The sequence below is a fragment of the Streptomyces sp. NPDC056452 genome (assembly GCF_042796085.1).
GTDB lineage: Bacteria > Actinomycetota > Actinomycetes > Streptomycetales > Streptomycetaceae > Streptomyces.
On record NZ_JBHTRI010000034.1, the window covers coordinates 1 to 26,356 of the forward strand.

Here is a 26,356-nt window from a genome sequence, read left to right on the forward strand (position 1 = left end):
GAGCTCGGGCTGCGCAGCCCGAGCTCCGCCTTCGCGCCGTCCACCTGGCATGTCCTTGCCGTTCATTAGGCAAGTCGATTGTCGGGTAAAGGGCTGTCGGGCTCTGTGACGGAGATCTTCAGCCGACTGTTGTCGCAGTCAGTGGCTGTCGGATATTCCGTGCGCCGATACATCCTGGCGATGGCTGCGCACTGAAGTGCCATGGCTAGCGCCATGGCCAGGCAGATGCCGGGCAGCCCCAAACCCGACAGGCCGTATGCAAGCACGAGTTGGAGTGCCACGCCGCATGAGGTGATCCGCGCGAGGGCCGGGCTGCCACCGCTGCCCTCGAACACCCCGCCCGGCGCGATGAAACAAGCGAGAAGCACCAAGTACGGCCCCAGACAGCGCAGATAGAGTGCCCCCGCCCCGGCCACCTCCCCCTCACTACCGAAGGCCCGCATGACCCACGGCCCGGCGGCGAGCAGTGCCAGGAGAGCCGTGGAGCCTAGCGATCCGGCGAGGAGCAACACCTGTCGTCCGATGGCCCGCCGTTCGTCGCGTCCGACACCGAGCAGATGGGCGGTGTGGATGGCGGCAGCCTGGCGTATCGCGTAGAAGCCCATGGTCGCGACGTACGTCGCCTTTGTCGCGATCCCGTACGCGGCGACCTCGGTGACGCCGATCCGGGCGACGATGGCGACGAGTGCAAGCGCCCCCACCATCCGTACGACGAAGTCGGCCGACATGGGAAGCCCGGTCGCAGCCGTCCTGCGCGCATCTGAACTGAGCGAACCGGACCGGTTCGGGGCCGCCCGGGCTGCCTGTCGCAGTACGCCGTTGCGGTGCAGCGCCACGAAACCGCAAATGAGCGCGGCCGTCCGGCCAAGCACTGTGGCGATCGCCGCCCCACGCACCCCGAGGTCGAATCCCAGGATGAACAAGGGATCCAGCCCGAGAATCAGTCCGTTCGCGAGGATCGCCAGCTTCATCGGGGTGCGGGTATCGCCCGCACCTTTGAGGATGCCGTCGACGACGTTGATGGCGAAGAACACCGCGATTCCTGGCAGTGCGATCGAAATGTAGCCAATGGTGAGGGGCAGCGAGTCGCCACCGCTGCCGCCGAGTACGAGCTGGGCGAGCGGTTCGCGGCACAGGTATCCGCCGATGGCTACCAAAGGTGTGACGAGTACCCACAGGACCCATCCGCCGCGCACGGCGGAGCGTATCGCTGCCGGATCCTCCGCTCCTCTGGCTCGTGCGACGAGCACAGTCGTGCCCGAGCCGGCGACGAGAATGACGCCGAGCAGCAGGTTCTCGACATTCGTGGCGACAGCTACCGCAGCGACGGCGCCACCACCGAGCCGCGCCACCCAGACCATGTTGATGATCCCGGCCGTGACCCCCGCGAGAAGCTCGAAGTAGACCGGATACGCGAGCGACACCAGCCTGTGCCGGTGATCTGCTGCCCCCATGACTGCACCTCTCTTTTCGCTGTACCTCTAATCGAGGTACAGCGAAAAGAGGTAGCATGGCGGAACGGGACGGGCAAGCGCACCGACAAGCGCAGGAAGGAGCTTGGGGCATGCTGGAGCTGTCGATTCTGGGTTTCCTCTTCGAGGAGTCCCTGCACGGATACGAGGTGAAAGCCCGCATCCAGGGCCTCAGTGGCCACATCCGCCCGGTAAGTGACGGGGCGCTCTATCCGGCCATCTCCCGGCTCGCGAAAGCGGGTCTGGTCGAGCAGCGCACCGAACCTGGAAGCGGTGCCGCGCCCCGCCGGATCCTGTCCCTCACCGAGGCGGGCCGCACCGAACTGCTCTCCCGACTGCGGCACCCCAAGGAGGCCGAAATCACCGATGGGCAGCGCTTCTTCACTCTGCTTGCCTTCCTGCACCATCTCCCGGACCGTACCGAGCAGGCTGCGGTGCTGCGTCGTCGACAGACCTTCCTCGACACCCCGGCGAGCTTCTTCTACCGCGATGGAGAGCCCGTGCGAGCCGAGGAGGCGCCCAGCCTCTTCCGACAGGGCATGCTGCGCATCGCTCGCGCCACCGGCACCGAGGAGAAGAAGTGGCTGGCCGAAGCCATCGGCAGCCTGGAGGGCTGAGCGCGGACCGGTGGCGGCGCCCATCCCGCTAGGGGGCTCAAAACGACGAGACGTCCGCTGGCGCGGGGCAGGAAGGCGGGTGACGCTCCTGGACTGCTCGATTTCTTCCCGGGCCTGCTGGAGTTCCAGGTCGAGCTCCGCAACGATCAGCCGGAGGGTCGCGGTGACGGCCCGCTCCTTCGTGTGGGGCGGTTGTCCCAGCGGTAGCGGCTGGTCGCGTGGCGGATGAGCATGCGGAGCGTGACGAGGGTGGCGGCGCCCTGCGCGGCCTGGAGCTGAAGACACTCGACCCATATCTCGCGGGCCGGCGTGCGCGTGTCGTCCCCGCCCTGGGCCATCTCCCGGTCCGGATGATCACTAACGGCGTTGTCGACCGCACCGAGCAGAACTGGATCGCCGACGAGCACAGCCGCTCAACAGTGAAGAACACCATCGCCGTCCTGGTCCGCGTGATGGAGCAGGCTGTCCGTGACGGCATCATCAAGGTGAACCCCGCCCGGGTCAGCGGCTGGCAAAAGCTCTACAAGCTGGCCGAGGACGAACTGCTCGACCCACGCGCGCCGGCCCTCCCCAACTGGGAGACGCTCATCGCACTGGCCGACGCACTCGTCGCCGCATCCCACGACCAGTACCGGGGGTGGGGAGAGGTGGTCACCTTCGCCGCGTGCACCGCCGCACGAATCGGAGAGATCTCAGGCTGTCACGTCGGGGACATCGACACGACCCAGTGGATCTGGACCGTGCGGCGCCAGACCACACCCGCGCCCGGCGGACTGACCGACAAGGGCACCAAGGGCAAGCGGGCCCGCAAGGTTCCCGTCGCCGAGGAGATTCACCCTCTCGTCGCCCAGCGCATCCTGTTGGCCGGCCCCGATCCCGACGCCCTGCTGTTCACTGGCCCACGAGGCGGACGCATCTCCACCGCCGTCCTGCGTGACGCCACACACTGGGACGACGTAGTCACCAAGCTCGGCTACGAACATCTGCGCCGCCATGACCTCCGGCACACCGCATTGACCTGGTTCGCCGACGCCGGAGTCCCCGTACACGTCCTTCGCAGGATCGCCGGCCACGGTTCCCTGACCACCACCCAGCGCTACCTGCACCCCGACGTACACAAGATCACAGCAGCCGGAGCGGCGCTCTCGGCCCACTTCAACGCGCTGCGCGCACCACGCTCGCAGCCGAGCCCCATCGTCATGACCCGCTGACCCGGTCAAGGACGCTGGTCCCCAGCTGGTCCCCAAAAACGGTCAGGGCCGGTTTCGGATTGCTCCGAAACCGGCCCTGACCTCGACTTTCTCAAGTCGGGACGACAGGATTTGAACCTGCGACCCCTTGACCCCCAGTCAAGTGCGCTACCAAGCTGCGCCACGTCCCGGTGCGTTTCCTCCCGGTTGTTCCGGGTGGCCGCGCAGGGCAAACATTACCTCACTCCGAGGACCGGATCGACGTCCGCACCTGCTGGGCGCGGGTTGCCAGGGCCTCGGCGCCACACGTGACAGCCAGCTTCTGCGCCCGGGCGAGCTCCCGCGGGGAGCGGATCGCGATTCCGTACTCGAGACGGGCCAGCGCGTGCTCGTACGCGGACGACGACGCCTCGAGGCGGTGGACGGCCTCGGCCAGCAGGTGTTCGGCCTCCTCCGCGGGTGCGAAGAGCGCGACGCATCGCAGCGCTTCACCGATCGCGGTGTCCGTGCCGAAGCGTTCCGCGTGGACGCGGGCACGGGTGGCGAGCTGCGCGGCGCGGACCGGGTCGTCGTCGGCCAGGGCGCGGGCGAGGTCGCCGGCCCACGGTGCCCAGATGCCGTTGAAGCGTCCGCGGGGCTCCAGGGCGGCGCCCGCCGCCTCGAGTTCGGCGACGGCGTCCTTCGTACGGCCTTCGGCCAGCAGCAGCCGGCCGCGGACGCACGGGGCGTCGGGCAGGACCATGGCGCTGGGGTAGGGCGGCCCGAAGTCGTACCGGTCGGCGACCAGACGCGCCTCCGCCGTACGGCTGCGGGCGAGAAGGGTGTCGATGAGCAGGCAGGCGGCGTCCCAGTGGACCGGCAGCCCGCTGCCGACACGGTCGGCGAGGCGCAGTCCCTCGCGCAGGAAGCCCTCGGCCTCGGCGAGCCTGCCGCGCCGACGGTGGACGAGACCCAGCAGGGTGTGGGCGAACGCGAGGTGCGCGCCGCTCCAGCCGGAGATCTCGAAGGCGCGCACGGCTTCGCCGAAGAGCTCCTCCGCCCGGTCGAGCCGGTCGGTGAATGCGTAGGTGATGCCGACCATCGTGGGGAGTTCGAAGCCCCATTCGGAGTCGGTCCAGCCGAGACCCCGGGCCGGCCTGCCGTCGACGAGCGCGCGTTCGCAGAGGTCGACGACCAGTTGGGCGTTCTCGCCGCGGAGCATGGCGTCGAAGGCGCGCAGGGTGAGAAGGACGCGCTCGGCGTTGTCGCGGCCCTTGAGGTGGTCGGCGTTGCGGGCGAGGCGGGCCGACCGTGCGGGCCCGTCGTTCTCGGTGGCCTGCATGCCCTCCCACAGGAAGTGCGCGGCCTGGAGCCGCATCAGGCCGGGGCCCGGGGCCGTACGGGACGCCTCGGCGGCGAGGGAGAGCGCCGCGTCCTTGAGCTGGTTGTTGTGGGCGAGAGCGGCGGCGAGCCGGAACGTGGCGTCGACCCGCAGTGTCTCGTCGAGCCCCGGCGTATCGAGGGCGGCCCGCAGTTGCTGCACCGTGGTGGCAGGGGAACTGAGCAGGGTGGCGCAGCCCAGTTCGTACAGCAGGGCGGCCCGGTCGTGGGGCCGCGGCGGCTCCTGGAGGGCCCGTTCGAGGCAGCGCCTTGCCGCTTGCGGGGCGCCGACCGCCAGGTGCTGGCCGGCGGCTTCGCGGAGCTGGGCGACCAGCTCCTGGTCGTCGTCCGGGTGGACCTCCAGGAGGTGGCGCGAGGCCGCCGCGGCACCGAGTCCGGCCTGGGTGATGGCCCAGGCGGCCCGTCCGTGCATGGCGGTGCGGGTGGCCGGCGGGATGGAGCGGTAGACCGCGGTGGCGATGAGGGGATGGACGAACTCCAGCGGGTCGAAGCCGCTGACGATGCGGGCGTCGCGCAGCCGCGCCGTGCAGTCGGCGGCCTCCGCCGAACTCATGCCGGCGAGGGTCGCCGCGAGTTCCTGGGAGATGTCGGTGCCCAGTACGGCCGCGGCCCAGGCGAAGCGGTTGGCGTTGGTGCCCAGCCGTTCGAGGCGGGCGACGAGACCGCTGCCGCGGGCCGACGCGCCGAGCTCGCGCAGCAGCCCGGCGGACTCTTCCACCGGCGGCAGTTCACGGTCCTGCGCCTTGGCGACGAGCTCGACCGCCTCGTAGGGGTTGCCGCCGGTGACGGCCCACACCTCGCGGCAGAAGGGGTCGTCGGCGTGGTCGCCCAGCCCGGCCCTGACCAGCTCGGCCGTGGCATCGGGGGTGAGTGCGCGAAGGGCCACGCGGATCAGGGCCGAAGGGCCCTCGGGGCGGCTGTCCTCGGGTGTACGGGCCATCGCCCAGTCGGAGTTGCGGTCGGCGAGCTCCTGCGGGCGGTGGGCCTGGACGACCAGCACCGGCAGTTCGGTCAGCCTGGCCGTGAAGCCGGCGAGCCAGGCGAGGGACTCGCCGTCCGCCCAGTGCGCGTCGTCCACTATCAGGAGCAGCGGCCGGTGGCTGAGCCTGGAGGCGAGCCGGGAGACGACGAAGTCGAGGCCGTCCCTGACACCTTGCGGGTCGGGCTGCGGGCCGGTCGGTTCAGCGAGGCCCAGCGCGGGCGCCGTGATCTCGAACCAGTCGCCGAACAGGGCCCTGGTCTCGTCGGCGGGCAGCTGGTCGAGCGCGGGCTGCAGGAGCTGGCGTACGACGTGGAAGGGCACCGACGTCACGGTCTCACCGCCGCGTGCCTGCCAGACGGTGCAGCGGTCGTCCGCCATCGCGCGGATCTCACCGAGCAGCGCGGTCTTGCCGATGCCTGCTTCGCCGCTGAAGACGAGCAGACCGCCGGCTGCCTGCGCGCCGCAGAGTGCGTCCACCGCCTGTGCGGCAGCGGCGAGTTCCGGTTCGCGCTCGTACAACGGCCGGGACGGCTTCATGCCTCCCCTTCCCAAGGTGGTTGCGAAGGTTGTGAGCCTAGTCGTGCGCGGGTGCCTACGGACAGGGTTCACACGGTCAACCGCAGGTGCGGGGCACAATCAGGACGTGGACGAATCTCGCAGGGACCGTGACGCCGAAGGCCGGGCGCGCAATGCGCGCCCCCGGGACGGGCTGGGGCGCCCTCTGCCGTACGGCACTCCGGGGGTCGAGCGGCAGCCGGAGGGGGTGGTCCGCTCCCCCGACGAGACCGTGCGGGAGGCGCAGCGGCTCCTGGACGCCGGGATGCCGTTCCATGCGCACGAGGTGTTCGAGGACGCGTGGAAGTCGGGTCCCGAGGCGGAGCGGGAGCTGTGGCGCGGTCTTGCGCAGATGGCCGTGGGGCTGACGCATTCCGCGCGGGGCAACGCCGCGGGCGGGGCCCGGCTGTTGAGGCGTGGCGCGGCCGCGGTCGCGGACTTCCGGGACGCGGAGCCGTACGGCATCGGTGTGGACCGGCTGGTCGACTGGGCGCGGGAGCTGGCCGGTCGGGTGGATCCGCCCGGTCCCGGGTCGGGGGCCGCGGACACCGGAGCGGGGGACGCCGGGACCGGGGGCGCGCGCGTCGTGGACGCGGCGGCGGAGGCGCCTCGGCTGCGGTCGGGGGGCCGGGCCGGTGGGTGACAACCCGTGCGATAGGTTTTGCTCTTTCTTGACGGCGTGTTGATCACTCGGTCGACAGCCGCCCTTCGACCGCTTGCTCAGGAGACGGACGCCCCGATGACCGACATCATCAACGGCCTCGGCCGTGCCACTGCTTACGGGGCCCTCGGCGTCGTACTGCTCGTTCTCGGCATATTCCTCATCGACGCCCTGACGCCCGGAAAGCTGGGCCGCCAGATATGGGAGGAGCGCAACCGCAACGCGGCGCTGCTGCTCAGCTCGGCTCTGCTGGGCATCGGCGGCATCGTGTTCACGTCGATCTGGACGACGTACGACGACTTCGGCAAGGGCCTGGCGTCGACGGCCGCGTTCGGGCTGCTCGGCCTGATCATGATGGCCGCGGCGTTCCTCGTGGTCGACCTGGTCACGCCCGGGAAGCTGGGGGCCACGCTGGTCGAGCGGGAGCCGCACCCGGCGGTCTGGGTGACGGCGTCCTGCAACCTGGCGGTGTCGGCCATCGTGTCGGCCTCCATTGCCTGATCACGCCGGTGTTGCCCCGGTCCCGCGAACACAGCCCTGCTCAGCCATTACGATCCGGCCTCATGAGCACTTCTGACCAGGACCAGCAACAGGCCCCGCAGCCCGATGAGCAGCAGGACGAGCACACCGACGGAAACGACGGGCACGACGGCCACGACGAGGGCACGGACGAGGGCATAGCCGCGTCCGCCTCCGGCGAGCGGAGACTGACGCCGCGTCAGGCGCGGCAGCTGCGCATCGTTCTCTCCTCGGTCGGCATGGCCGCGATGGCCGTCGTCCTCGCCCTGCGCATCGCGAGCCGTTCCTCCGTCCTGGTCGTCGGGGTGTACGGGCTGGCGCTCATTCTCTGCGGCGTGGTGATCGAACTGAGCAGGAACGGGCGCACGCGTCTCGGCAGCTGGCTGCTGGGCATCGGCCTGGCAGCGGCGATCGGTGCCGACTGGCTGCTCATCCCCTGACGCCGGGCCGGCGCCTCACAGCGCGGTGATCCGTACCGGCGAACCGTGCGGGTCGACCCGGTCCAGCCAGCCGGCGGCCAGATGGAACGGCCGCCCGGGGACTGCGGGCAACAGCAGCCGCTGCCGGTGGAGTTCGCGCCCGTCCTGGCTGACGACCAGCAGCGGCCCGGACAGCCGTCGCGCGGTACGCAGGACGAACCGGTCCTTGAGCGGGCGCGCCCCGCCGGGGCCCGTCAGGTTGGGTGCGACCCATCGCAGGGGCGCGTCCACCACCAGGGGGCGCCCGCCTCCTGGGGGCTCATCGGTACCGGACAGGCGGTGCAGCACGGACACGGCCACGGCCCTGCCCTCGTCCGCCGCGACTCCCGCGCGCTCCACCGCGTGCAGGAGGTTCCCGACGGCGAACACGCCCGGCCGCGAGGTGCGGTACGCCGCGTCGTACGCAGGTCCTCGCGTGCCGGGGTCGAGAATGATCCCGCCGCGCCGGGCGAGCTCGTGGTCCGGGACGAAGTCACCGCTGAACACGACGGTGTCGCAGCGCAAGGTCGTGGTGCGGCCGTCGTCGTGACGCAGGGACACCCCGGACAGCCTGGTCCTGCCCGTGAGGCCGGTGACGGTGGCGCCGGTGAGCAGCGGGGTGCGTTGCCGGACACGCAGGGGTGCGGCGGGCCGGTCCGTGACCACGGCGACGACATGGACCCCGGCCGCACGCAGGGTGTCGACGGCCGCGTACGCGACGGGCTCGTCGCCGATGACGACCGCCCGGGTGCCGATCCGCTGCCCGTACAGGTGGACCGCCTGCTGGAGTTCGCCGGTGGTGTGGACGCCGGGAGGGCGGCTGCCGGGGACGAGGCGCGCGGACCGGGGACGTTCGCGGGCGCCGGTGGCGAGGACGACGGCCCCGGCGGTGATCCGTTCGAGCCCGCCGGGTCCGGTGGTCTCGACGGTGCGGGGCCCCGCCCAGCCCGTGACGGTCACACCGGTGCGCAGGCCTGCGCCCGCGCGTACCGCCGCGGCCACGCTCTGCCGGGCGTACGCGGGTCCGTCCGCCCCTCCCCAGGTGAAGCGCCCGCCGAATCCACCGTGGTGGCAGTGGCGGGGGATCCCGCCCGCTTCCTGCTCGCGCTCCAGGATCTCGATCCGGCCCGCGCCGGCTGCGGCGAGTTCGGCCCCGGCGGCCAGGCCGGCGGGGCCCGCCCCCACGATCAGGACGTCGACGGTCCGTTCGCTCCGGGTCACGCGTGTGCCTCCTCGATCAGGGCGCGGACGGCTGCGCCGCAGTAGAAGCCCTGGCACCGGCCGCCACCCGCGCGGGTACGGCGCTGCAGGCCGTCCGGGCACCGCGGTGGGACGGTGGAGGACAGCGCGTCGCGGATCTCGCCGAGGGTGACGTGCTCGCAGTGGCAGACGAGTGTGCCGTACGCCGGGTCCTTCGCGATCAGGTCGGCCCGGCGGTAGGGCCGGGGGAAGGCCTCGCCCAGGTTGGGCACGGTGACCGGCGGGAGGCGGCGCGGTGCGCCGAGTTCGAGTCCGGTCCGGGCGAGGAGCCCGGTGACATGGGCGGCGATCGCCATGGACGCGGTGAGTCCGGTGGACCGGATGCCGCCGACGGCGACATACCGCCGGTCGGGGTACTCCTGGATCCGGTAGTCCTCCTGCCCGGTGGCTGCCCGCAGTCCCGCGTAGACGGCGGTGATCTCCTCGTCGACGAGCGCGGGCAGGATCCGGCGGCCCTTCTCCCGCAGGAGGTGCAGGCCGTCAGCGGTGGATCCGGTGGCCGTCTTGTCGTCGAGCTCCTCGGAGGTGGGGCCCAGGAGCACGTTGCCGAACACGGTCGGTGCCACCAGGACGCCCTTGCCGGCCGCGGTCGGCACCGGCAGGAGGATGTGGCCGACGAGTTCACGGGCGAGCTTGTCGAAGACGATGAGCTGGCCGCGGCGCGGGGTCACGGTGAAGACCTCGTGCCCGAGGAGCCGGTCGATCTCGTCGGCGTACAGCCCGGCGGCGTTGACCAGGTACCGGGTGCGCAACGTCCCGCGCGAGGTGGTGAGCGCGTGGATGCCCGGCTCGTCGGCGATGTCCAGCACCCGGCAGTTCAGATGCAGGTGGACCCCCGCGCGGACGGCCTGGGTGGCGAAGGCGAGCGGTGTGGTCCAGGGGCAGATGATGCTCTCGTCGGGGACCTCGAGCGCGCCGAGGGCGCCCGGTCCCAGATGTGGTTCGCGTTCCCCGAGTTCGTCCGCGCCGATGATGCGTGCCGCGTGGTAGCCGTTGCGGCCGGCCTTGGCCAGCAGGCGGGGCAGCAGGGCGAGTTGGTCCTCGTCCCAGGCGACGAGGAGGGCGCCGACGCGCTCGACGGGAATGCCTGTCTCCGCCGCGTACGCGGTGAGCCGGTGATGCCCCTCGCGCACGAGGCGGGCTTCCAGCGAGTCGGGCACGGCGTCGAAACCGGTGTGCAGGATTGCCGTGTTGGCCTTCGAGGTGCCGTTGCCGATGTCGTCGGAGGCGTCCACCAGGGCGGTACGCAGGTGATATCCGGCCAGCTCGCGTGCGATGGCCGTGCCGACGACGCCCGCTCCGACGACGGTGACGTCGTACGTGCCGTCCGCGCCGCCGGCCGGGGCCGGCTCCCCCGCCCGGGTGATCGTGACCGTCATGAGCGCTCGAGCAGGGTGTCCACCGCAGCGCGGAATCCGTCGAGGCGTGCGGCCGCCTCGTCCGGGCCGATGCCTGGTTCGTACACGGCGGACGGCTTCCACTCCGGTACTGCCTGACGCAGCGGCAGGTGCGGGTCGAGTCCGAGCCGGGCCATCGCACCCGCTCCGAGCGCGGTGAGGTCGGGGAGGGCCGAGACCTCGACGGGCCGTTGCAGGAGGTCCGCCTGGGTCTGCATGAGCAGGGTGGAGCGGGTCAGGCCGCCGTCGACCCGCAGGGCGGTCAGCGGTGCGCCCAGATCGGCTGCCGCGGCATCGGCCAGGGCGACCACCTGGGCCGCGATGCCTTCGCACAGGGCGCGTACCAGGTGGCCCGCCGTGGTGTCGAGGCCGAGCCCGGTCACGGAGCCGCGCAGGTCGCCGCGCCACCACGGGGCGGCGAGGCCCGCGAGCGCGGGCACGAAGGTGACACCGCCCGTGCCCGGGACGGAGGATCCCACCGGGTCGAGGTCGGCGGCGCCCGAGATCACGCCCAGGTCGGTGAGCCAGCGCACGGCGGACGCGGCCGTGTAGACCTGCCCGTCGAGGCAGTAGTCCGTACGTCCCCCGAGGCGCCAGGCCACACAGCTGACCAGGCCGCTGGAGCTGGCGCGCGGCCTGGAGCCGGTCTGCGCGAGGAGGAAGGCCCCGGTGCCGTAGGTGCATTTGGCGTTGCCCGGTTCCAGGGCGTTCTGGGCCAGCAGCGCCGCCTGCTGGTCGACGACGAGTCCGGTCAGGGGGATCTCGCCGCCGAAGCAGGTGGTGGTGCCGACCGGACCTGCGCAGTCGACGACGGTGGGGAGCCGCTCGTCGGACAGGCCGAAGATCTCCAGGGCGGCGGGTGACCAGCCGACGTCGTGGAGGTCGAGCAGCTGGGTGCGTCCCGCGGTGGCGGCGTCCGTGACGAAGGCCCCGGTCAACTGGTGGACGAGCCAGGTGTCACTGGTGGTGACGACCCCTTCGCGGGTCAGCTCACGGCGTATCCAGGCCATCTTGGGCGCGGCGAAGTACGGATCGAGAGGCAGGCCGGTGAGCTGCCTCAACTCCTCGTCGTGCGCGGCGAGCCCGGCGCACAAGTCCGCCGCCCGCCGGTCCTGCCACACGACGGCGTCGGTGAGCGGTCGGCCGGTGCCGGCGTCCCAGGCGAGGACCGTCTCCCCCTGGTTCGCCAGGCCGACGGCCGCCACGGGTTCGCCGGCCTCGTGCACCGCCTGACTGCCCGCGTCGAGGACCGAGCCGAGCAGCTCGGCGGGATCGGCCTCGACGACTCCGCCCGCCCCGTACCGCGGCCGCACCGGGGCGGAACCGGAACCGATCACGCCCCGCTCGGGGCAGATCACCAGCGCCTTCGTTCCGGACGTTCCCTGGTCGATGGCGAGTACCGGGCCTGTCATCGACACTCCAGTCGTGCGGGCCGCCCGGAGGCCGGGCGGGAGCGTGATCATCCGTTCCTGCCGCCCACAGTTGTGCAGACCACGGCTCGCGTCAAGCACGTCAGGACATCCCGTCCATACGAGCCGATTGCGATCAACGTCCTGTGCAGGGGCGCTACTTGAGTAAGATCCGCAAAGTCGCCCGATGATCGGTACGACGCGCTCTAAACTCACCGCCGAGCAACCGACCGGACGCTTCGCGGCAGTTCATGACCAGAGTTGCCCAACCCCCCACGTCCTTGAGGATTCATGACGAGCAGACCATGCCCCGTGCCGCTTTGCCCGGCACCCCGCCCCGCTCCCACAGGCCGTACCGCGGCGGGGCGAGCAGATGGGACCCAGTGAGTTCCGGCCCGTCTACCACCCCGCGGGACACGACCACGAACTGCGTGGAGCGTTACAGGACCTGCGTACCGGACGCTGGCTGTCCATGCGCAATCTGCTGGAGAGCACGCCGGACTGGGCGTTGTGGACCCAGCGCACCCAGGTTCTCGCGACCGTTGCCGCAGGCTCCGACGCTGTCGACGCCTGGCTGACCGAGGAGCCGCGGAGTGTGGCGGCGACCGTGATGCACGCCCGGGTGGTCGTGGAACGCGCGGTGCGCGCGCACCGCGAGAAGCACCCGCGCGCGCAGGAGCTGTGGCAGGAGGCCTGGGAGGGCTGCCGCTCGGCGGCGCACGCCTCACCGGCGGACCCGGTGCCCTGGGTCTGCCTGCTCGCGCTGTCCCAGCTCGACGAACGCCAGCGCCTCGACGAGCACCGGATGCTTCCGCCGGGGCCCATGCTCTTCCCCGGGCCCTGGGGCCTGCTGGCCGAGGCGGACAAGCGGGACCCGTTCAATCGCGAGGCCTATCACCGGATGCTGCAGTTCGTGTACGCCCGGCAGGCCGGCGGCACGCTCTCGGAGGCCGTCAACTTCGTCCAGTGGGCCGCCTCCTCGGCCCCGGACGGCTCCCCCCTCCATGTCCTTCCGCTGTATGTGCGTGTGGAGCGCTACCGGCGCGAGCACGGCAACGAGAAGGCTCTGGACCTGCACTGGGTCACCGAGGACGGTGAACGCGACGCACGCCGCGCGCTGCAGATCTGGTTCGCCCGGACCGACCCGGCCGTGCAGTCCCTGCTCGACCTGAACCATCTGGCCCACGCACTGTGGGGTTCGCTCCAGTTCGCCGACGCGGCACCGGTGTTCCGCGCGCTCGGCCCGTACTACACCTCGATCCCGTGGGCGTACCGCACCCGGACGCCCGACGGTCCGGCCGGGGCACAGGACGTGTTCCTGCGGGCCCGCGGCCGGTGTCTCGCCGCCGAGGGCGAGCCCGGACGAAGACCGCACAGCTGACCACGGGCCCCGTCCCCCTCCCCCCTCCTGTCTTCCCTCTCGTCACCCACCGTCCCCTCACGGAGGTTCTTCCCCATGTCCATATCCGCGTCGGCCCCCTCCAGCCCGGAGGCCGCTCCACAGAAGGACGAGGAGCAGCGGCTCCGCGAGCTCGGCTACCAGCCGGTTCTGGCCCGCCGCATGGGAGGTTTCGGCAACTTCGCCATCAGCTTCTCCGTCATCTCGATCCTGTCCGGCTGCATGACCCTGTACGGCTTCGGCATGTCCACCGGCGGCCCGTCGGTGATGCTCTGGGGCTGGGCCGGTGTCGGCCTGTTCGTCCTGTGCGTGGGCATGGCCCTTGCCGAGGTCACCAGCGCGTATCCGACGTCGGGGGCGCTGTACTACATGGCCGACCGGCTCGGTGGCCGCAAGTGGGGCTGGTACACCGGCTGGCTGAACCTGCTCGGCCTGCTGGGAGCGATCGCCGGCATCGACTACGGCGCCGCGCTGTTCACGGGTGCGCTGTTCAATCTGCAGTGGGGGTTCGACCCCACCCCCGGGTCCACGATGGTGATCTTCCTCTGCATCCTGCTGCTGCACGCCGTACTGAACCTCTTCGGTGTCCGCCTGGTCAGTGTGCTCAACTCGATCAGTGTGTGGTGGCACCTGGGCGGTGTGGCCGTCATCGTGACGGTGCTGGCGATCGTGCCCTCCCACCACCAGTCGCCGTCGTTCGTCTTCACCGAGTTCGTCAATGACACCGGCTGGGAGAACCCGCTCTACGTCGCGGCGATCGGTCTGCTTCTGGCCCAGTACACCTTCTGCGGCTACGACGCCTCCGCCCATCTCTCCGAGGAGACGTCCAACGCGTCCGTGTCGGCCGCCAAGGGCATCGTCCGGGCGATCTGGGTCTCCTGGGTCGCCGGTTTCGTACTGCTGGCCGGCCTGACCTTCGCCATCCAGGACTACGCGGGCACCCAGAACAGTGCCACCGGGGTGCCGCCCGCGCAGATCCTGATCGACGCGCTGGGCACGGCGGGCGCCACCGCCATGCTGCTGATCGTGATCGCGGCGCAGCTGTTCTGCGGCAACGCCGAGGTCGCCGCCGCGAGCCGGATGGTCTTCGCGTTCAGCCGTGACAACGCGCTGCCGGGCTCGGCCCTGTGGCGCAAGGTGAGCTCCCGCACCCAGACGCCGGTGCCCGCGGTGTGGCTGTCGGTGTGCGTCGCCGCTCTGCTCGCGCTGCCCTCGCTGTACTCGACGACCGCGTACGGCGCGGTGACCGCCATCAACGTCATCGGCATCACTCCCGCGTACGCCATCCCGATCTACCTCAAGCTGCGCGCCGGCGACAGGTTCGAGCGCGGGCCGTGGCATCTGGGCCGCTGGTCCAAGCCGATCGGCTGGATCGCCGTGGTGTGGGTCGCCATCGTGAGCGTTCTGTTCCTGTTGCCGCAGTCCTCGCCGGTGACCGTCGACTCGATGAACTACGCGTCGATCGCCCTGGTCGCCGTGCTGGTGCTGGCGACCGTGTGGTGGTTCGTCGCACGCCGCTCGTACAGCACTCCCGCCGCGTACGGGAACGCCCGCGAGGAGGCGGAGATCGCCGAGAGCATCGTCTGACCGCCTCGTTCACCGCCGGTCGGCCTTCAGCGCAGCAGTAGCTGGAGGCCGCCCAGCACGGTGGCGCCGATCACGATCTGTTCGAAGAGCTTCTGGTTGATCCGGCCCACGCAGGCGCGGCCGAGGTACGCGCCGGGGATGACGAACAGGACCAGGGCGGCGTCGAGCAGCAGGGACTGCGCGTCGATGAGCCCGAGGCCCACGCTGAAGGGCACCTTGGACGTGTTGACGATCAGGAAGAACGACGCCGAGGTTCCCAGGAATCCGAGCTTCCGGAATCCCGCGGAGAGCAGATAGAGCGACATCACGGGGCCGCCCGCGTTGGCGACCATGGTCGTGAAACCGCCGAGCACCCCGTAGGACCGGGCCTTGGCCCGCCCGGCAAGCGACGGCTTGTCCTCGTCCGGCCGTTCCGTGTCCGACTGTTCCGTGGCCTGCCGTTCCGGAGCCTCTTCGGCCCGGGCCGCGGTGCGCCGGCGCCAGAGGGTGACACCCGCCATGAAGAGCAGGATCGCGCCGATCGATCGGGCCACGGCGTCGTCATCGGCCCACAGCATGAAGACGGTGCCTGCCACCACGCCCACGGCGACGGCCGGGAAGAGCCGCAGCAGCGTGGGCCAGTGTGCGTGCCGACGGTAGATGAGCACGGCGAGGATGTCGCCCGCGATGAGGATCGGGAGCAGCACTCCGGTCGATTCGCGGGCCGGGAGCACGGCCGCGAAGACCGCGAGGCTGATCGTGTTGGCACCGCTGACGGCTGTCTTGGAGAAGCCGACCAGCATGGATGCCGCCGCGAGCACGGCCAGTTGCCACAGGGTGATGGTGTCCATTGCGGATCAGATGATAGATACACCGGTTTTCTTTCGGATCATCGGTCCATCCCGTGAACCACCGGGACGGCAGATCGCTCGCTATGCTGCCAGCGAAGCGCTCACGGAAACGCTCAAACGAACAACGCGCAGCGGTACGGCAAGGGGGCCAGCAGCATGCGGGAGCCGGTTGAACTGAGGCGGAAGCGGATACTCGCGGTGGTGCACGCACGTGGTGCCGTCAAGGTGACCACGCTCGCCGCCGAGTTGGACGTCTCGGTGGTCACGCTCCGGCGGGACGTGGAGGAGCTGGCCCGGGCGGGCAGGCTGCGGCGCGGCCACGGGGTGGCCCGCCCGGTGGGGGACGCCGCGGAGACGACGGCGCTCCCGGTCGCACGGACCGGGGAGCCTGCCGCGGACGGCGGTCCCATCGCCCTGGTGGTGCCCGAGCGGCATTCGTACCTGTACGAGACCCTGCACGGTGCCCGTACCGCCCTGGAGGCGGCGGGGATGCGGATCGCCCTGCACATCGCGCCGCAGTCGGCCGGGGCCGAACGGCCGCAGGTGGAACGGGCCCTGGCGGGCGGGGCGCGCGGGCTGCTGATCGCCCCCCGGTGGCGCAGCGCCGTCGGCGAGGAGGCGGACTACGGCTGGCTCGCCGAGGTGGGTGTGCCGACCGTTCTGATGGAGCGGCGGCCGCGGCCGGGCAGCGCGCTGCACGCCCTGGACTCGGTCTGTTCCGATCACTGGTACGGGGTGCATCTCGCCGTCGATCATCTGGTGTCGCTGGGCCACCGCCGGATCGTCCTGGCCGCCCGGAACGACAGCCCCACCGCTCGCTCGATCCGGACGGCGTTCGCCGAGATCGCGGCCGCCCGCCCGGAGGTGGACGACTGGTCGGTGGTGCTCAGTTCCTCGAACGCGGGTCCCGGCCCCGGGGTTCGGACCGACTCCCCCTCCCCCGCCGCACCGGAGGAGCCGGCTCCGGACCTGGCCGCGCTGCTGCGGGAGCGCGGGGTCACGGGCGCCGTCCTGCACGGTGACGAGGACGCGCTGATGCAGGTGCAGCGACTGGCGGAGTGCGGCGTACGGGTGCCGCAGGACTGTTCGGTCGTGGCGTACGACGATGTGGTCTCCTCGCTGGGCAGTACGCCGCTGACCGCGGTGGCTCCGCCCCGGGCCGACATCGGACGGGCGGCAGCCGAACTGCTGCTGCACCGGCTGGCGCACCCGGAGGGTACGACGGGTCCGGTGCGCAGGGTGGAGTTGCTCCCCGCGCTCAAAGTACGCGGATCGGCACAAGCGCTCCCCACCCCGAAGCAGTGAGCGTTTGACCGCTTCAAGCTTCTTCTGATCGATCTATTGACCGCTATCGGTCAGCCGATCAGTATTCCCCGTGTCTTGAATCAGGAGCCGCGGGAGGCACCCATGCCTGGTCGACAGAGCCGTCGATCCGTACTCGCCACGATCGCCGCGCTGCCCCTGACAGGTGCGCTCAGCGCCTGCAGCGGCGGCGAGGAGCCACGATCGGGCGGCACGAGCAGTACCGGCAGGACCGTAAGCAGCAGGACCGGCAGGAAGAAGCGGATCACCTTCTGGTCCGCGCTGCGGGGCAGTCAGGAGGTCGTGGACGCGTTCAACCGCGGGCACGACACCCTTCAGGTCGATTTCCAGCAGGTCCCCTCGGGGGCCCAGGGCGGTTACGCCAAGCTCAGCAACGCGGCCCGGGCAGGCAACGCCCCGGACATCGCCACCATCGAATACCCCCAGGTCCCCGGCTTCGCCATCGACGGAGTCTGCCGCGACATCACGGACCTGGTGAGCGACAGGCTGCGCGCCGAACTGCTGCCGCAGGCACTGGGGCTGACCACCTTCGAGAAGCGGGTCTTCAGCGTTCCGCTCGACATAGAGCCGATGGTGCTGCACTACCGCACCGACCTCTTCGAGCGGTACGGGCTGACCGCCCCGCGCACCTGGGAGGACTTCGAGGACGCGGCAAGGACCGTACGCCGCAAGGGCGGTGACCGCAGGATGGCGCTCTTCCCGACCGACGGCGACACCCATCTCGCCGCCTTCGCGTGGCAGGCGGGCGCCCAGTGGTTCGACACGGCGGGCGGCGCCTGGAACGTCTCGCTGGCCGACGCGCCGACCCGTCGCGTGGCCGCCTTCTGGCAGCGGCTGACCGACCAGGACCTGGTCTTCATGAACGCGGTGGAGAGCCGGCACAGCGACGTCCAGATCGGCAACGGCCTGGTGCTCAGCCGGCTGAGCGGCGCGTGGGACGCCGGTGCGCAGATGAAGGCCCGCCCTGGCCAGAAGGGCCAGTGGGCGCTGGCGCCGATCCCCCAGTGGGATCCGGCCGACCCCGGTGTGGGCACCCATGGCGGCTCGACCTTCGCGATCACCAAGGACAGCGCGGACCCCGAGGCCGCGATGGAGTTCATCGAGTGGCAGGTCTCGCACCCGGACGCCCTGCGGGCCCGGCTCTCCAGCGGGGCCAGCAGCCAGTACCCCGCCGCGCCCGGCCTGGTCGAGGTGGGCCGCAAGGCCTTCGACCGCACCTACTACGGCGGCCAGGACATCTACACCCTCTTCGAGCAGGAGGCCCACAAGATTCGCGCCGGCTGGGTCTGGGGCCCCCGGATGACAGCCACCGGCAAGATCATGAAGGACGGGCTGGCGCGGGCGAGCGGAGGCCAGGGCTCCATCCTCGGAGCGGTCAGGGCGGCGCAGGAGGGCACCATGCCGGACCTGAAGGCACTGGGCCTCTCCACCACCCTGCACTCCACCTGACCGGCGATCCGCAACCCCGTTAGCAGCAGAGAGGCAGGTGACACCCATGACCAGCGCCACCCCCGTATCCGCCCCGGCGGACACCACCGTCCGGCCCTCACCGAAGAGGCCGGCCGCCGCCGCACCCGCGCCGATGGCACGCAGGTCCGCCCGACGGCGTGAACTCGGTGCCTGCGGCGCCCTGATGACGCCGTTCTTCATCCTTCTGGTGACCGTCTTCCTGATCCCGGTCGCCACCGCCGTCCATCTGAGCTTCTTCAGCGACGACCAGCCCGGACTCGGCTTCGGCCCGGAACGCACGGTCTTCGCCGGGCTCCGCAACTACACCGCCGTCATCACCGACCCGACGTTCCTCGGCGGTCTCGGCATCGTCGCCCTGTACTGCCTGGTCTACATCCCGCTCATGGTGATCGGGGCCCTCGCCCTGGCACTGCTGCTGGACTCCGGCGTGGTGCGCCTGCGGGGCACGGCCCAGCTCGCCCTGTTCCTGCCGCACGCGGTGCCCGGCATCATCGCCGCGCTGATCTGGCTGTACCTGTACACCCCGGGCATCAGTCCGGTGATCGAACTCCTCGGCAAGGCCGACATCACCGTCGACTTCCTCGGGGTGCACACCGTGCTCCCGTCCATCGTGAACATCGCGCTGTGGAGCAACCTCGGCTACAACATGGTCGTGTTCTACGCGGCGCTGCAGGCCGTCCCCCGCGAGGTGATCGAGGCGTCGGTCGTCGACGGCGCGGGCCCGGTCCGCACGGCTCTCCAGGTCAAGGCTCCGCTGGTGCGTTCGTCGGTCGTGATGGTGGCGATGTTCACCCTCATCTTCGCGCTGCAGCTCTTCACCGAGCCGATGCTGCTCAGCCAGTCCACACCGATGATCAACTCTCGTTTCTCGCCCAGCATGTACATCTACGACGCCGCCTTCACCCGCAACAACTACGGTCTCGCGGCAGCCGCCTCCGTCGTCCTGCTCGTGTGCACGATCGCCCTCTCCTACGGCGTCACCCGCTGGACCAACCGCGCCAACGCCGCAGAGGAGAACACCCGATGAGCGCGTCGACCGCACCTCGCACCGCCGCACCGCTGCGGCCCAGGCTCCTCGGGCGTTCCGTCGTCAACCTCGTGGTCGGCGTCTCGGTGGCGTACACCCTGCTGCCGGTGCTGTGGCTGGTGCTCGCTTCGACCAAGGACCGCAACGCGCTGTTCAGCAGCAACATCTTGTCGCTGGGCAACTTCTCCCTCGTGCAGAACGTCAAGGACCTGTTCGCCATGGACGGCGGGCTGTACGGGCGCTGGTACGGCAACAGCCTGCTCTACGCGGTCCTGGGCGCGGCCCTCGGCGCACTCGTGAGCATCGCCTGCGGGTACGCCTTCGACAAGTACCGCTTCGCCCACAAGGAGAAGCTGTTCGGTCTCGTGCTCGCCGCGGTGATGGTGCCTCAGACCGTGCTGGCGCTGCCGCTCTATCTGATGGCGTCCGGCACCGGTCTGGTCAACACGTACTGGGCGGTCTTCATCCCGGTCCTGTTCAACCCGTTCGGTGTCTACCTCGGCCGGATCTTCAGCCAGGGGTACGTGCCCGACGAGGTGCTGGAAGCGGCGCGGATGGACGGCGCGGGCGAACTGACCGCGTACTTCCGGGTGGCGCTGCGCATGCTCGGACCGGGCCTGGTGACCGTCTTCCTCTTCCAGCTCACCGCGATCTGGAACAACTTCTTCCTGCCCATGGTGATGCTCTCCGACCAGGACCTGTATCCGGTCAGTCTCGGCCTCTACACCTGGAACAGTTCCGCGTCCGTCTCCCCCGAGTACTACCCGGTCGTCATCATGGGTTCGCTGCTCGCGGTGCTGCCGCTGATCCTCGCCTTCGCCCTGCTCCAGCGCTTCTGGCGGTCCGGTCTGACGGCGGGCGCCGTCAAGTAGCCGTGCCGCCCCGACCGGACCACCGCACAGGAGAACCATGCCCAGCACTTCCCCCGCCCACCGCCGGCCGCGCGCCGCGCTCGCCATGAGTCCGTCGGCCGCGGCCGCCGTGCTCTCCCCCGGCTCCATGGCGGCGCTCTCCGCGGTGTGCACCCTCGCGCCGCTGCCCGTCATCGACGACTTCGCCACCGCTCCGGCGCGCGCCGCGCTCGCGGATGCGGAGATCCTGGTCACCGGCTGGGGCTGCCCGCCCATCGACGCGGACGTCCTGGCGGCGGCGCCCGCACTCCGGGCCGTCGTGCACACGGCGGGCACCGTACGCGGTCATGTCACCGAGGCCTGCTGGGACCGGGGCATCGCGGTGTCGTCGGCCGCGGCGGCCAACGCGCTGCCGGTCGCGGAGTACACCCTCGCGATGATCCTGCTCTCCGGGAAGCGGGTGCTGGAGCGGGCCCGGGACTTCCGGGCCTCCCGTCACCGCGACGCCTGGCTCGCCACCCCGCCCGAGGTGGGCAACTACGGCCGTACGGTGGGCATTCTGTCCGCCTCCCTGATCGGCCGCCGGGTGATCGAACTGCTGCGCCCCTACGACCTGAGGGTGCTGCTCCACGATCCGTACGTCTCCGACGGCGAGGCGGCCGAGCTCGGGGTCCGCCCCGTCACGCTCGCCGGACTCTTCGCGGAGAGCGACGTGGTCAGCGTCCACACCCCGCTGCTGCCCGCGACCACCGGGCTCGTCAGCCGCGAACTCCTCACCTCCATGCGGCCCGACGGAGTCCTGATCAACACCTCCCGGGGCGCGGTCGTCGACCAGGACGCGCTCACCGACGTACTGCGTACGGACCGGATCCGGGCGGTGCTCGACGTCACCGATCCCGACCCGCTGCCGGCCGGTCATCCGCTGTGGGACCTCGACAACGCGACCATCACCCCGCATCTCGCCGGTTCCCAGGGCAACGAGCTGCGCCGGCTGGCAGATCTGGCCGTCGGTGAGGTCGCGCGCTGGGCCGCGGGCGACGGATTCGCCCATCCCGTACGACGCGAAAGGCTGGCATTCCTCGCATGACCTCCACCTCGTCCCCGTACCCCTTCGAACTCCCCGCCGAGGACCGTGAGTCAAGCCCGCACACCGGCTACACCCGGGCGCACTGGGAAGCGGCGGCCGACGGCCTGCTGCACGCCGCCTGGAAGTGGGCCACCCCCGGCCGGGCCCTGCTCGACCTGCCGGGGCGCCCGTCCCGCTCCGGAGTGCGCTCAGACGGCCTGGAGGGCTACGCCCGGACGTTCCTCGCCGCCGCGTTCCGGGTCGCCGGGGCGGACGGCAAGGATCCGCACAACTGGCTGGAGCGGTACGCCGACGGCCTCGGTGCGGGTACGCGTACGGCGGGACGCGACGACGCCGAGTCCTGGCCCCTGATCCTCGACCACACGGTCTTCGGCCAGCCGATGGTCGAGTCCGCGTCCGTGGCGATCGGGCTCCGGCTGACCCGGCCGTGGCTGTGGGACCGGCTCGACCCGGGCACCCAGGACCGGACGGAGGAGTGGCTGCGCGGCGCCCTGCGGCATACTCCCGCCCCCAACAACTGGTACCTGTTCCCCTACTCCGTCGCCGGTTTCCTGGAGTCGGTCGGCCGGGGCGACGCGGAGACGGCGCGGGCGCGGCAGCGGGCGCTGGACCTGCTGGAGGTCTGGTACCGCGGTGAGGGCTGGTACGCCGACGGGGACGGGCGGGCCTTCGACCACTACAACGGCTGGGCGCTGCACCTGTATCCGGTACTGGACGCGTATCTTTCGGGCGACACGGAACTCGCCACCCGCTACGGCGCACGGCTGAGCGAGCATCTGGAGAGCTTCTCGCTGATGTTCGGCGCGGACGGTGCCCCGCTGCACTTCGGACGCTCCCTCACCTACCGCTTCGCGGCGGGCGCGGCCGTCGGGATGGGTGCGGTGTCCGGGCACACCCCTCTGGCGCCGGGCGTCTCGCGGCGGCTGATCAGCGGCTCGCTGCGGTACTTCCTGGAGCGGGGTGCGGCGGCGGACGACGGTCTGCTGAACCTGGGCTGGCACGGTCCGCACGACGCGACGCTCCAGGTGTACTCGGGTCCCGCGTCGCCGTACTGGGCGTCGAAGGCGTTCGTCGCGCTGCTCGCCCCGGCGGAGCATCCGCTGTGGGCGGCGACCGAGGAGCCCGCCCCGAGCGAGGGCCCCGACCGGGTGCTGTCACTGCCGTCGCCGGGGCTGCTGGTCCAGTCGACACAGGCGGACGGCATCGTCCGGCTGCACAACCACGGCAGCGACCATGTCCGGCCGCACGAGGGCGAGTCGGCGGCCTGGTCGGACCCGCACTACGCGCGGCTCGCCTACTCGACCGTCACCGGTCCGACGGCGGCGGAGAACACGGCGGACAACCATCTGTCGGTGCGGGTCGCGGGGATCCGCAGCAGCCGCTTCCGCATCCACCCGATGGGCGCCGGGCACGGGGGCGACTGGGGCTGGGCCGCCTCCTGGCACTGCCCGGTCTTCCCGGCGGGCTCGCCGACGATGCCGGGGCTGCGGGTGGAGAGCGTCACGGTCGTCCGGGGCAGGTACGAGCTGCGGGTCCACCGGATCCTGGGCGCTCCTGCCGGGTCGCTGGCGGAGCAGACCGGCTGGGCGACTGACCCCGGGGGCGAGGTGCGCTCGACGCTGCACGGGCTGCACGGCTGGGCGGAGCAGGAGGAGGTCCGGGCGCCGCAGGGCACCGCGTTCACGCGGTGGGCGGTGCTGCCCCGGCTCGCGGCGGAGGTGGAGGGGACCGTGGTGCTGGCGGCCCTGGCCTGCCTCACGGCCGAACCGGAGGCCGCCCCGCTCGCCTCGGTGGTGAGCGGGGTCGACGTGGACGGTGGGACGGTCACGGTCCGCTGGACGGACGACGGGGCGACGACCCGTATCGGTTTCGCGCCGCTGGAGGTCACCCACACCTCCTAGACGTCGGTGCGGATCACCACCGCGAGGGTGCGGGGGCCGTGTACGCCCTCCACCCGCTCCAGCTCGATGTCGGAGGTGGCCGACGGACCGCTGATCAGGGTCGTCGGCCGCTCCGGCACCAGTCGGGCCACCGCCTCCGGGACGCCCACGACGACCGAGGACAGGTCGACGACGCACACGTGCAGATCGGGGACCAGGGACAGGGCCCGCCGGCCCTGGTCGGCCGAACCGTCCAGGAAGATGGTGCCCGTCTCCGCACAGCTGACGGCCGAGGCGGTCACCACACCGTCCAGTGCGTCGAGGCTCGGGGCGGGGATGTCGGCGGAGTCCTGCCGCACCTCGCCGTCGTAGGCGGTGAGCCACTGCTCGTCGAGCCCGGCCGGCACTCCGATCCGCCGGGCTCCGCGTTCGCGCAGCACGTCGGCGATCACTTCGGCGGTGCGGTCGCCCGTACAGGGGTACACCTTCGCCTTGTAGTCGACGAGCCGGTGGGTCAGCAGGGCGAGGCGTTCCTCGTCGGGGAGGGTGCGACCGGTGCGGTAGTCGCGGGGAACGGTGGTGTCGGGCGCGGGTGCGAGGGCCAGGGCGTCCCTGATCCGGCCGAGCACCGTGTCGCGGGCGGTCGTCGTCACCGGTCCTCCTCGTGGTCGTCGGCGGTGTGCCGGGCGCCCTCTTCTGCGGCGGCGCTCATCGTTGCCGCGCCCTCGGCCGATGCCAGCCAGGAACGGAAGGTCTGCTTGGGCGGGGCCGGGGTGTCGCGGCTGTCGCTCCAGCCGCTGAGCGGAGCGGGGAGGTGGGAGATCGTGCCGTCGCGTCCGCCGGCGATCCGGCCGAGAGCGGCGGCCTTCTGCGCGGCGGTGAAGAGCATCGGCCGCTTCATCACGCCGGCGGCGGCCTTCATGGCCAGCTTCTCCGCGGTGGTTCCGGACTGTTCGGTGTGCTGGTGGCGCAGCTCGACGAGCATCGACGGGATGTCGATCTTGACGGGGCAGGCGTCGAAGCAGGCGCCGCAGAGACTGGAGGCGTACGGCAGCGAGCTGTTGGGGTCGTCCTTGGCCGCGTCCATCCCGGCGAGCTGCGGGGTGAGGACCGCCCCGATCGGTCCGGGGTACGTCGATCCGTAGGCATGGCCGCCGGTGCGCTCGTACACGGGGCAGACGTTGAGACAGGCCGAGCAGCGGATGCAGTTGAGGGCCTCGCGGCCGATCGTGTCGGCGAGCGCGGCGGTGCGGCCGTTGTCGAGGAAAACCAGGTGGAAGTCCTGCGGCCCGTCGCCGGGGGTGACGCCGGTCCACATCGACGTGTACGGGTTCATCCGCTCGCCCGTCGAGGAGCGCGGCAGCAACTGCAGGAAGACTTCCAGGTCCTGGTAGCGCGGCAGGACCTTCTCGATGCCCATCACGGTGATGAGGGTGTCGGGAAGCGTCAGGCACATCCGGCCGTTGCCCTCCGACTCGACCACGGACAGCGTGCCGGTCTCGGCGATGCCGAAGTTGGCTCCGGAGACGGCCACCTTGGTCGTCATGAACTTCTCGCGCAGATAGGCGCGGGCAGCGGCGGCGAGGTGCGCGGGGACGTTGTCGAGGTCCGGGTCGACGCCGGGGATCTCGTCGAGGAAGATCTGCCGGATCTCGTCGCGGTTGCGGTGGATCGCGGGCACCAGGATGTGCGAGGGCTTGTCGTCGGCGAGCTGCACGATGAGTTCGGCCAGGTCGGTCTCGTACGGGGTGATGCCGAGGGATTCGAGGTGCTCGTTGAGGCCGATCTCCTGGGTGGCCATCGACTTGACCTTGATGACGTCGCTGCTGCCCGTCGCCCGGACCAGCCGGGCGACGATCTCGTTGGCCTCGGCTCCGTCGCGCGCCCAGTGGACGGTTCCGCCGTGCTCGGTGACCTTCCGCTCCAGCTGCTCCAGGAGTTCGGGGAGCCGGTTCATCGTGTCGGTCTTGATGGCGGATCCGGCGTCGCGCAGCTGCTCCCAGTCGGGGAGTTCGCCGGTGACGCCGAGCCGCTTCGTGCGGATGGTGCGGGTGGCCTTGCCGAGGTTGCGGCGCAGCTGTTCGTTGCGCAGCTCGTCGTGGGCGGCCTCGGGGAACTTCCGGTCGCCGCGCAGGTTTCCCGTTCCGTACGGGGACCGGGGCGGTGTGGCGGGCATGCCGAGGAACGTACTCATCGGGCGGCCTCCGTCAGGGCGTACGGCGCGGTACGGGTGGATCCGAGGATCTGGGCGAGGTGCAGGGTGCGCGTACCGGACCGGATGCGGGAGAGTCCGCCGCCGATGTGCATCAGGCAGGAGGAGTCTCCGGCGGTGCACACGGCGGCGTCCGTCGTGGCGATGTTGCGCATCTTGTCCTGAAGCATCGCGGTGGACGTCTCGGCGTTCTTGACGGCGAAGGTGCCGCCGAAGCCGCAGCAGGAGTCGGCTTCGGGGAGCTCGACCAGATCGATCCCCTCGACGGCGCGCAGGAGCTTCAGCGGCTTGTCGCCGACCCGGAGCATCCGCAGGGAGTGGCAGGTGGGGTGGTACGTCACGCGGTGCGGGAAGTACGCGCCGACCTGGGAGACGCCGAGGACGTCGACGAGGAACTCCGACAGCTCGTACGTCTTGGACTTGACGGCATGGACTCCGGCGCGCAGCGCGGCGTCCCCGTACCGCTCGGCGACGATCTCGTGCTGGTGCCGTACGGAGCCGGCGCACGATCCGGACGGCATGACGACCGCGTCGATGGACGCGTCCCCGAACTGCTCGGCGAACCTGCGCACCAGCGGGACGGGTTCGCGCTGATAGCCGGTGTTGACGTGCATCTGGCCGCAGCACGTCTGGTCCGGCGGGAACACCACGTCGTGGCCCAGGCGGGCGAGCAGTACCGCGGTGGATTTCACCGCCTCGGGGAAGAGCGTGTCTCCCAGACAGGTGGCGAAGAGTCCGATGCGCATGGGGCCTCCCCGGTCGTTTATGGTCCGACCATACTAGCCTCGGT

At 71.1% G+C, this 26,356-nt stretch carries 22 protein-coding genes and 1 tRNA gene; 13 read left to right on the forward strand and 10 right to left on the reverse strand.

Going from position 1 to position 26,356, the window contains the following annotated elements; all coding sequences use genetic code 11:
- Positions 1–65 precede the first annotated feature (65 nt).
- Positions 66–1,454: an MATE family efflux transporter gene (locus ACFQ6X_RS28265; RefSeq protein WP_383185455.1), complete on the reverse strand. Its 1,389-nt coding sequence runs from the start codon at positions 1,452–1,454 to the stop codon at positions 66–68.
- A gap of 110 nt (positions 1,455–1,564) precedes the next feature.
- Here ACFQ6X_RS28265 and ACFQ6X_RS28270 point away from each other — a divergent pair, with 110 nt between their 5' ends.
- Positions 1,565–2,089: a PadR family transcriptional regulator gene (locus tag ACFQ6X_RS28270; RefSeq protein ID WP_383185457.1), complete on the forward strand. Its 525-nt coding sequence runs from the start codon at positions 1,565–1,567 to the stop codon at positions 2,087–2,089.
- A 218-nt stretch (positions 2,090–2,307) separates the two neighbouring features.
- The gene (locus ACFQ6X_RS28275) at positions 2,308–3,300 is read left to right on the forward strand and encodes a tyrosine-type recombinase/integrase (RefSeq protein WP_383185459.1); all 993 of its coding nucleotides are present in this window, start codon (positions 2,308–2,310) and stop codon (positions 3,298–3,300) included.
- Between the two features lie 96 nt (positions 3,301–3,396).
- Here ACFQ6X_RS28275 and ACFQ6X_RS28280 read toward each other — a convergent pair.
- Positions 3,397–3,470, reverse strand: a tRNA-Pro gene (locus tag ACFQ6X_RS28280).
- A gap of 50 nt (positions 3,471–3,520) precedes the next feature.
- Positions 3,521–6,178 (reverse strand): ATP-binding protein, encoded by a 2,658-nt coding sequence (locus ACFQ6X_RS28285; protein WP_383185461.1) that lies wholly within the window; start codon positions 6,176–6,178, stop codon positions 3,521–3,523.
- 106 nt (positions 6,179–6,284) lie between these two features.
- On the opposite strand from ACFQ6X_RS28285, the gene ACFQ6X_RS28290 reads away from it, so the two are divergent.
- The 3 genes from ACFQ6X_RS28290 to ACFQ6X_RS28300 all read left to right on the forward strand — a co-directional run bounded on the left by ACFQ6X_RS28290 (position 6,285) and on the right by ACFQ6X_RS28300 (position 7,816).
- Positions 6,285–6,839: a DUF309 domain-containing protein gene (locus ACFQ6X_RS28290; RefSeq protein WP_383185462.1), complete on the forward strand. Its 555-nt coding sequence runs from the start codon at positions 6,285–6,287 to the stop codon at positions 6,837–6,839.
- Between the two features lie 96 nt (positions 6,840–6,935).
- Positions 6,936–7,358, forward strand: a complete 423-nt coding sequence (locus ACFQ6X_RS28295) for a DUF350 domain-containing protein (RefSeq protein ID WP_329205196.1) — start codon at positions 6,936–6,938, stop codon at positions 7,356–7,358.
- Between the two features lie 62 nt (positions 7,359–7,420).
- Positions 7,421–7,816 (forward strand): hypothetical protein, encoded by a 396-nt coding sequence (locus ACFQ6X_RS28300; protein ID WP_383185464.1) that lies wholly within the window; start codon positions 7,421–7,423, stop codon positions 7,814–7,816.
- 15 nt (positions 7,817–7,831) lie between these two features.
- On the opposite strand, the gene ACFQ6X_RS28305 is transcribed toward ACFQ6X_RS28300, so the two are convergent.
- The 3 genes from ACFQ6X_RS28305 to ACFQ6X_RS28315 are packed head-to-tail and all read right to left on the reverse strand — an operon-like array spanning position 7,832 to position 11,903.
- Entirely contained in the window at positions 7,832–9,055 is a 1,224-nt protein-coding gene (locus ACFQ6X_RS28305) for an FAD-dependent oxidoreductase (RefSeq protein WP_383185466.1), read from the reverse strand.
- The gene (locus ACFQ6X_RS28310; protein WP_383185468.1) at positions 9,052–10,473 is read right to left on the reverse strand and encodes an NAD(P)/FAD-dependent oxidoreductase; all 1,422 of its coding nucleotides are present in this window, start codon (positions 10,471–10,473) and stop codon (positions 9,052–9,054) included. Before ACFQ6X_RS28310 ends, ACFQ6X_RS28305 begins: the two co-directional genes overlap by 4 nt.
- Complete coding sequence (locus ACFQ6X_RS28315; protein WP_383185470.1) at positions 10,470–11,903, reverse strand: FGGY family carbohydrate kinase; 1,434 nt, start codon at positions 11,901–11,903, stop codon at positions 10,470–10,472. Before ACFQ6X_RS28315 ends, ACFQ6X_RS28310 begins: the two co-directional genes overlap by 4 nt.
- 370 nt (positions 11,904–12,273) lie before the next feature.
- On the opposite strand from ACFQ6X_RS28315, the gene ACFQ6X_RS28320 reads away from it, so the two are divergent.
- Together ACFQ6X_RS28320 and ACFQ6X_RS28325 are read left to right on the forward strand one after the other, a co-directional pair.
- Complete coding sequence (locus ACFQ6X_RS28320; RefSeq protein ID WP_383185472.1) at positions 12,274–13,281, forward strand: hypothetical protein; 1,008 nt, start codon at positions 12,274–12,276, stop codon at positions 13,279–13,281.
- A gap of 75 nt (positions 13,282–13,356) precedes the next feature.
- Positions 13,357–14,886, forward strand: coding sequence for an amino acid permease (locus ACFQ6X_RS28325; protein WP_383185474.1), 1,530 nt, complete (start codon positions 13,357–13,359; stop codon positions 14,884–14,886).
- 26 nt (positions 14,887–14,912) lie between these two features.
- On the opposite strand, the gene ACFQ6X_RS28330 is transcribed toward ACFQ6X_RS28325, so the two are convergent.
- Positions 14,913–15,716 (reverse strand): sulfite exporter TauE/SafE family protein, encoded by an 804-nt coding sequence (locus ACFQ6X_RS28330; RefSeq protein WP_383185476.1) that lies wholly within the window; start codon positions 15,714–15,716, stop codon positions 14,913–14,915.
- Positions 15,717–15,872: 156 nt separating this feature from the next.
- Here ACFQ6X_RS28330 and ACFQ6X_RS28335 point away from each other — a divergent pair, with 156 nt between their 5' ends.
- The 6 genes from ACFQ6X_RS28335 (at position 15,873) to ACFQ6X_RS28360 (ending at position 23,375) form a co-directional block, all read left to right on the forward strand.
- Positions 15,873–17,021 (forward strand): substrate-binding domain-containing protein, encoded by a 1,149-nt coding sequence (locus ACFQ6X_RS28335; RefSeq protein WP_383185478.1) that lies wholly within the window; start codon positions 15,873–15,875, stop codon positions 17,019–17,021.
- A gap of 102 nt (positions 17,022–17,123) precedes the next feature.
- Positions 17,124–18,488 carry an ABC transporter substrate-binding protein gene (locus ACFQ6X_RS28340; RefSeq protein WP_383185480.1) on the forward strand — a complete coding sequence of 455 codons (1,365 nt, stop codon included), beginning with the start codon at positions 17,124–17,126 and terminating at the stop codon, positions 18,486–18,488.
- Positions 18,489–18,534: 46 nt separating this feature from the next.
- Entirely contained in the window at positions 18,535–19,536 is a 1,002-nt protein-coding gene (locus ACFQ6X_RS28345) for a carbohydrate ABC transporter permease (protein ID WP_383185482.1), read from the forward strand.
- Positions 19,533–20,408: a carbohydrate ABC transporter permease gene (locus tag ACFQ6X_RS28350; RefSeq protein ID WP_329205216.1), complete on the forward strand. Its 876-nt coding sequence runs from the start codon at positions 19,533–19,535 to the stop codon at positions 20,406–20,408. The genes ACFQ6X_RS28345 and ACFQ6X_RS28350 overlap by 4 nt, the downstream gene beginning before the upstream one ends.
- Positions 20,409–20,445: 37 nt before the next feature.
- Positions 20,446–21,474, forward strand: coding sequence for a hydroxyacid dehydrogenase (locus ACFQ6X_RS28355; protein ID WP_383185484.1), 1,029 nt, complete (start codon positions 20,446–20,448; stop codon positions 21,472–21,474).
- Positions 21,471–23,375, forward strand: a complete 1,905-nt coding sequence (locus tag ACFQ6X_RS28360) for a DUF2264 domain-containing protein (protein WP_383185486.1) — start codon at positions 21,471–21,473, stop codon at positions 23,373–23,375. Before ACFQ6X_RS28355 ends, ACFQ6X_RS28360 begins: the two co-directional genes overlap by 4 nt.
- On the opposite strand, the gene ACFQ6X_RS28365 is transcribed toward ACFQ6X_RS28360, so the two are convergent.
- Genes ACFQ6X_RS28365 through ACFQ6X_RS28375 form a run of 3 tightly spaced genes read right to left on the reverse strand, consistent with a single transcriptional unit; the run spans position 23,372 to position 26,312 of the window.
- Positions 23,372–24,007, reverse strand: coding sequence for a lactate utilization protein C (locus ACFQ6X_RS28365; protein ID WP_383185488.1), 636 nt, complete (start codon positions 24,005–24,007; stop codon positions 23,372–23,374). The two genes, ACFQ6X_RS28360 and ACFQ6X_RS28365, sit on opposite strands and share 4 nt — an antisense overlap.
- The gene (locus ACFQ6X_RS28370; RefSeq protein ID WP_383185489.1) at positions 24,004–25,548 is read right to left on the reverse strand and encodes a lactate utilization protein B; all 1,545 of its coding nucleotides are present in this window, start codon (positions 25,546–25,548) and stop codon (positions 24,004–24,006) included. Before ACFQ6X_RS28370 ends, ACFQ6X_RS28365 begins: the two co-directional genes overlap by 4 nt.
- Positions 25,545–26,312: a (Fe-S)-binding protein gene (locus ACFQ6X_RS28375; RefSeq protein WP_383185491.1), complete on the reverse strand. Its 768-nt coding sequence runs from the start codon at positions 26,310–26,312 to the stop codon at positions 25,545–25,547. The genes ACFQ6X_RS28370 and ACFQ6X_RS28375 overlap by 4 nt, the downstream gene beginning before the upstream one ends.
- Positions 26,313–26,356: the final 44 nt, after the last annotated feature.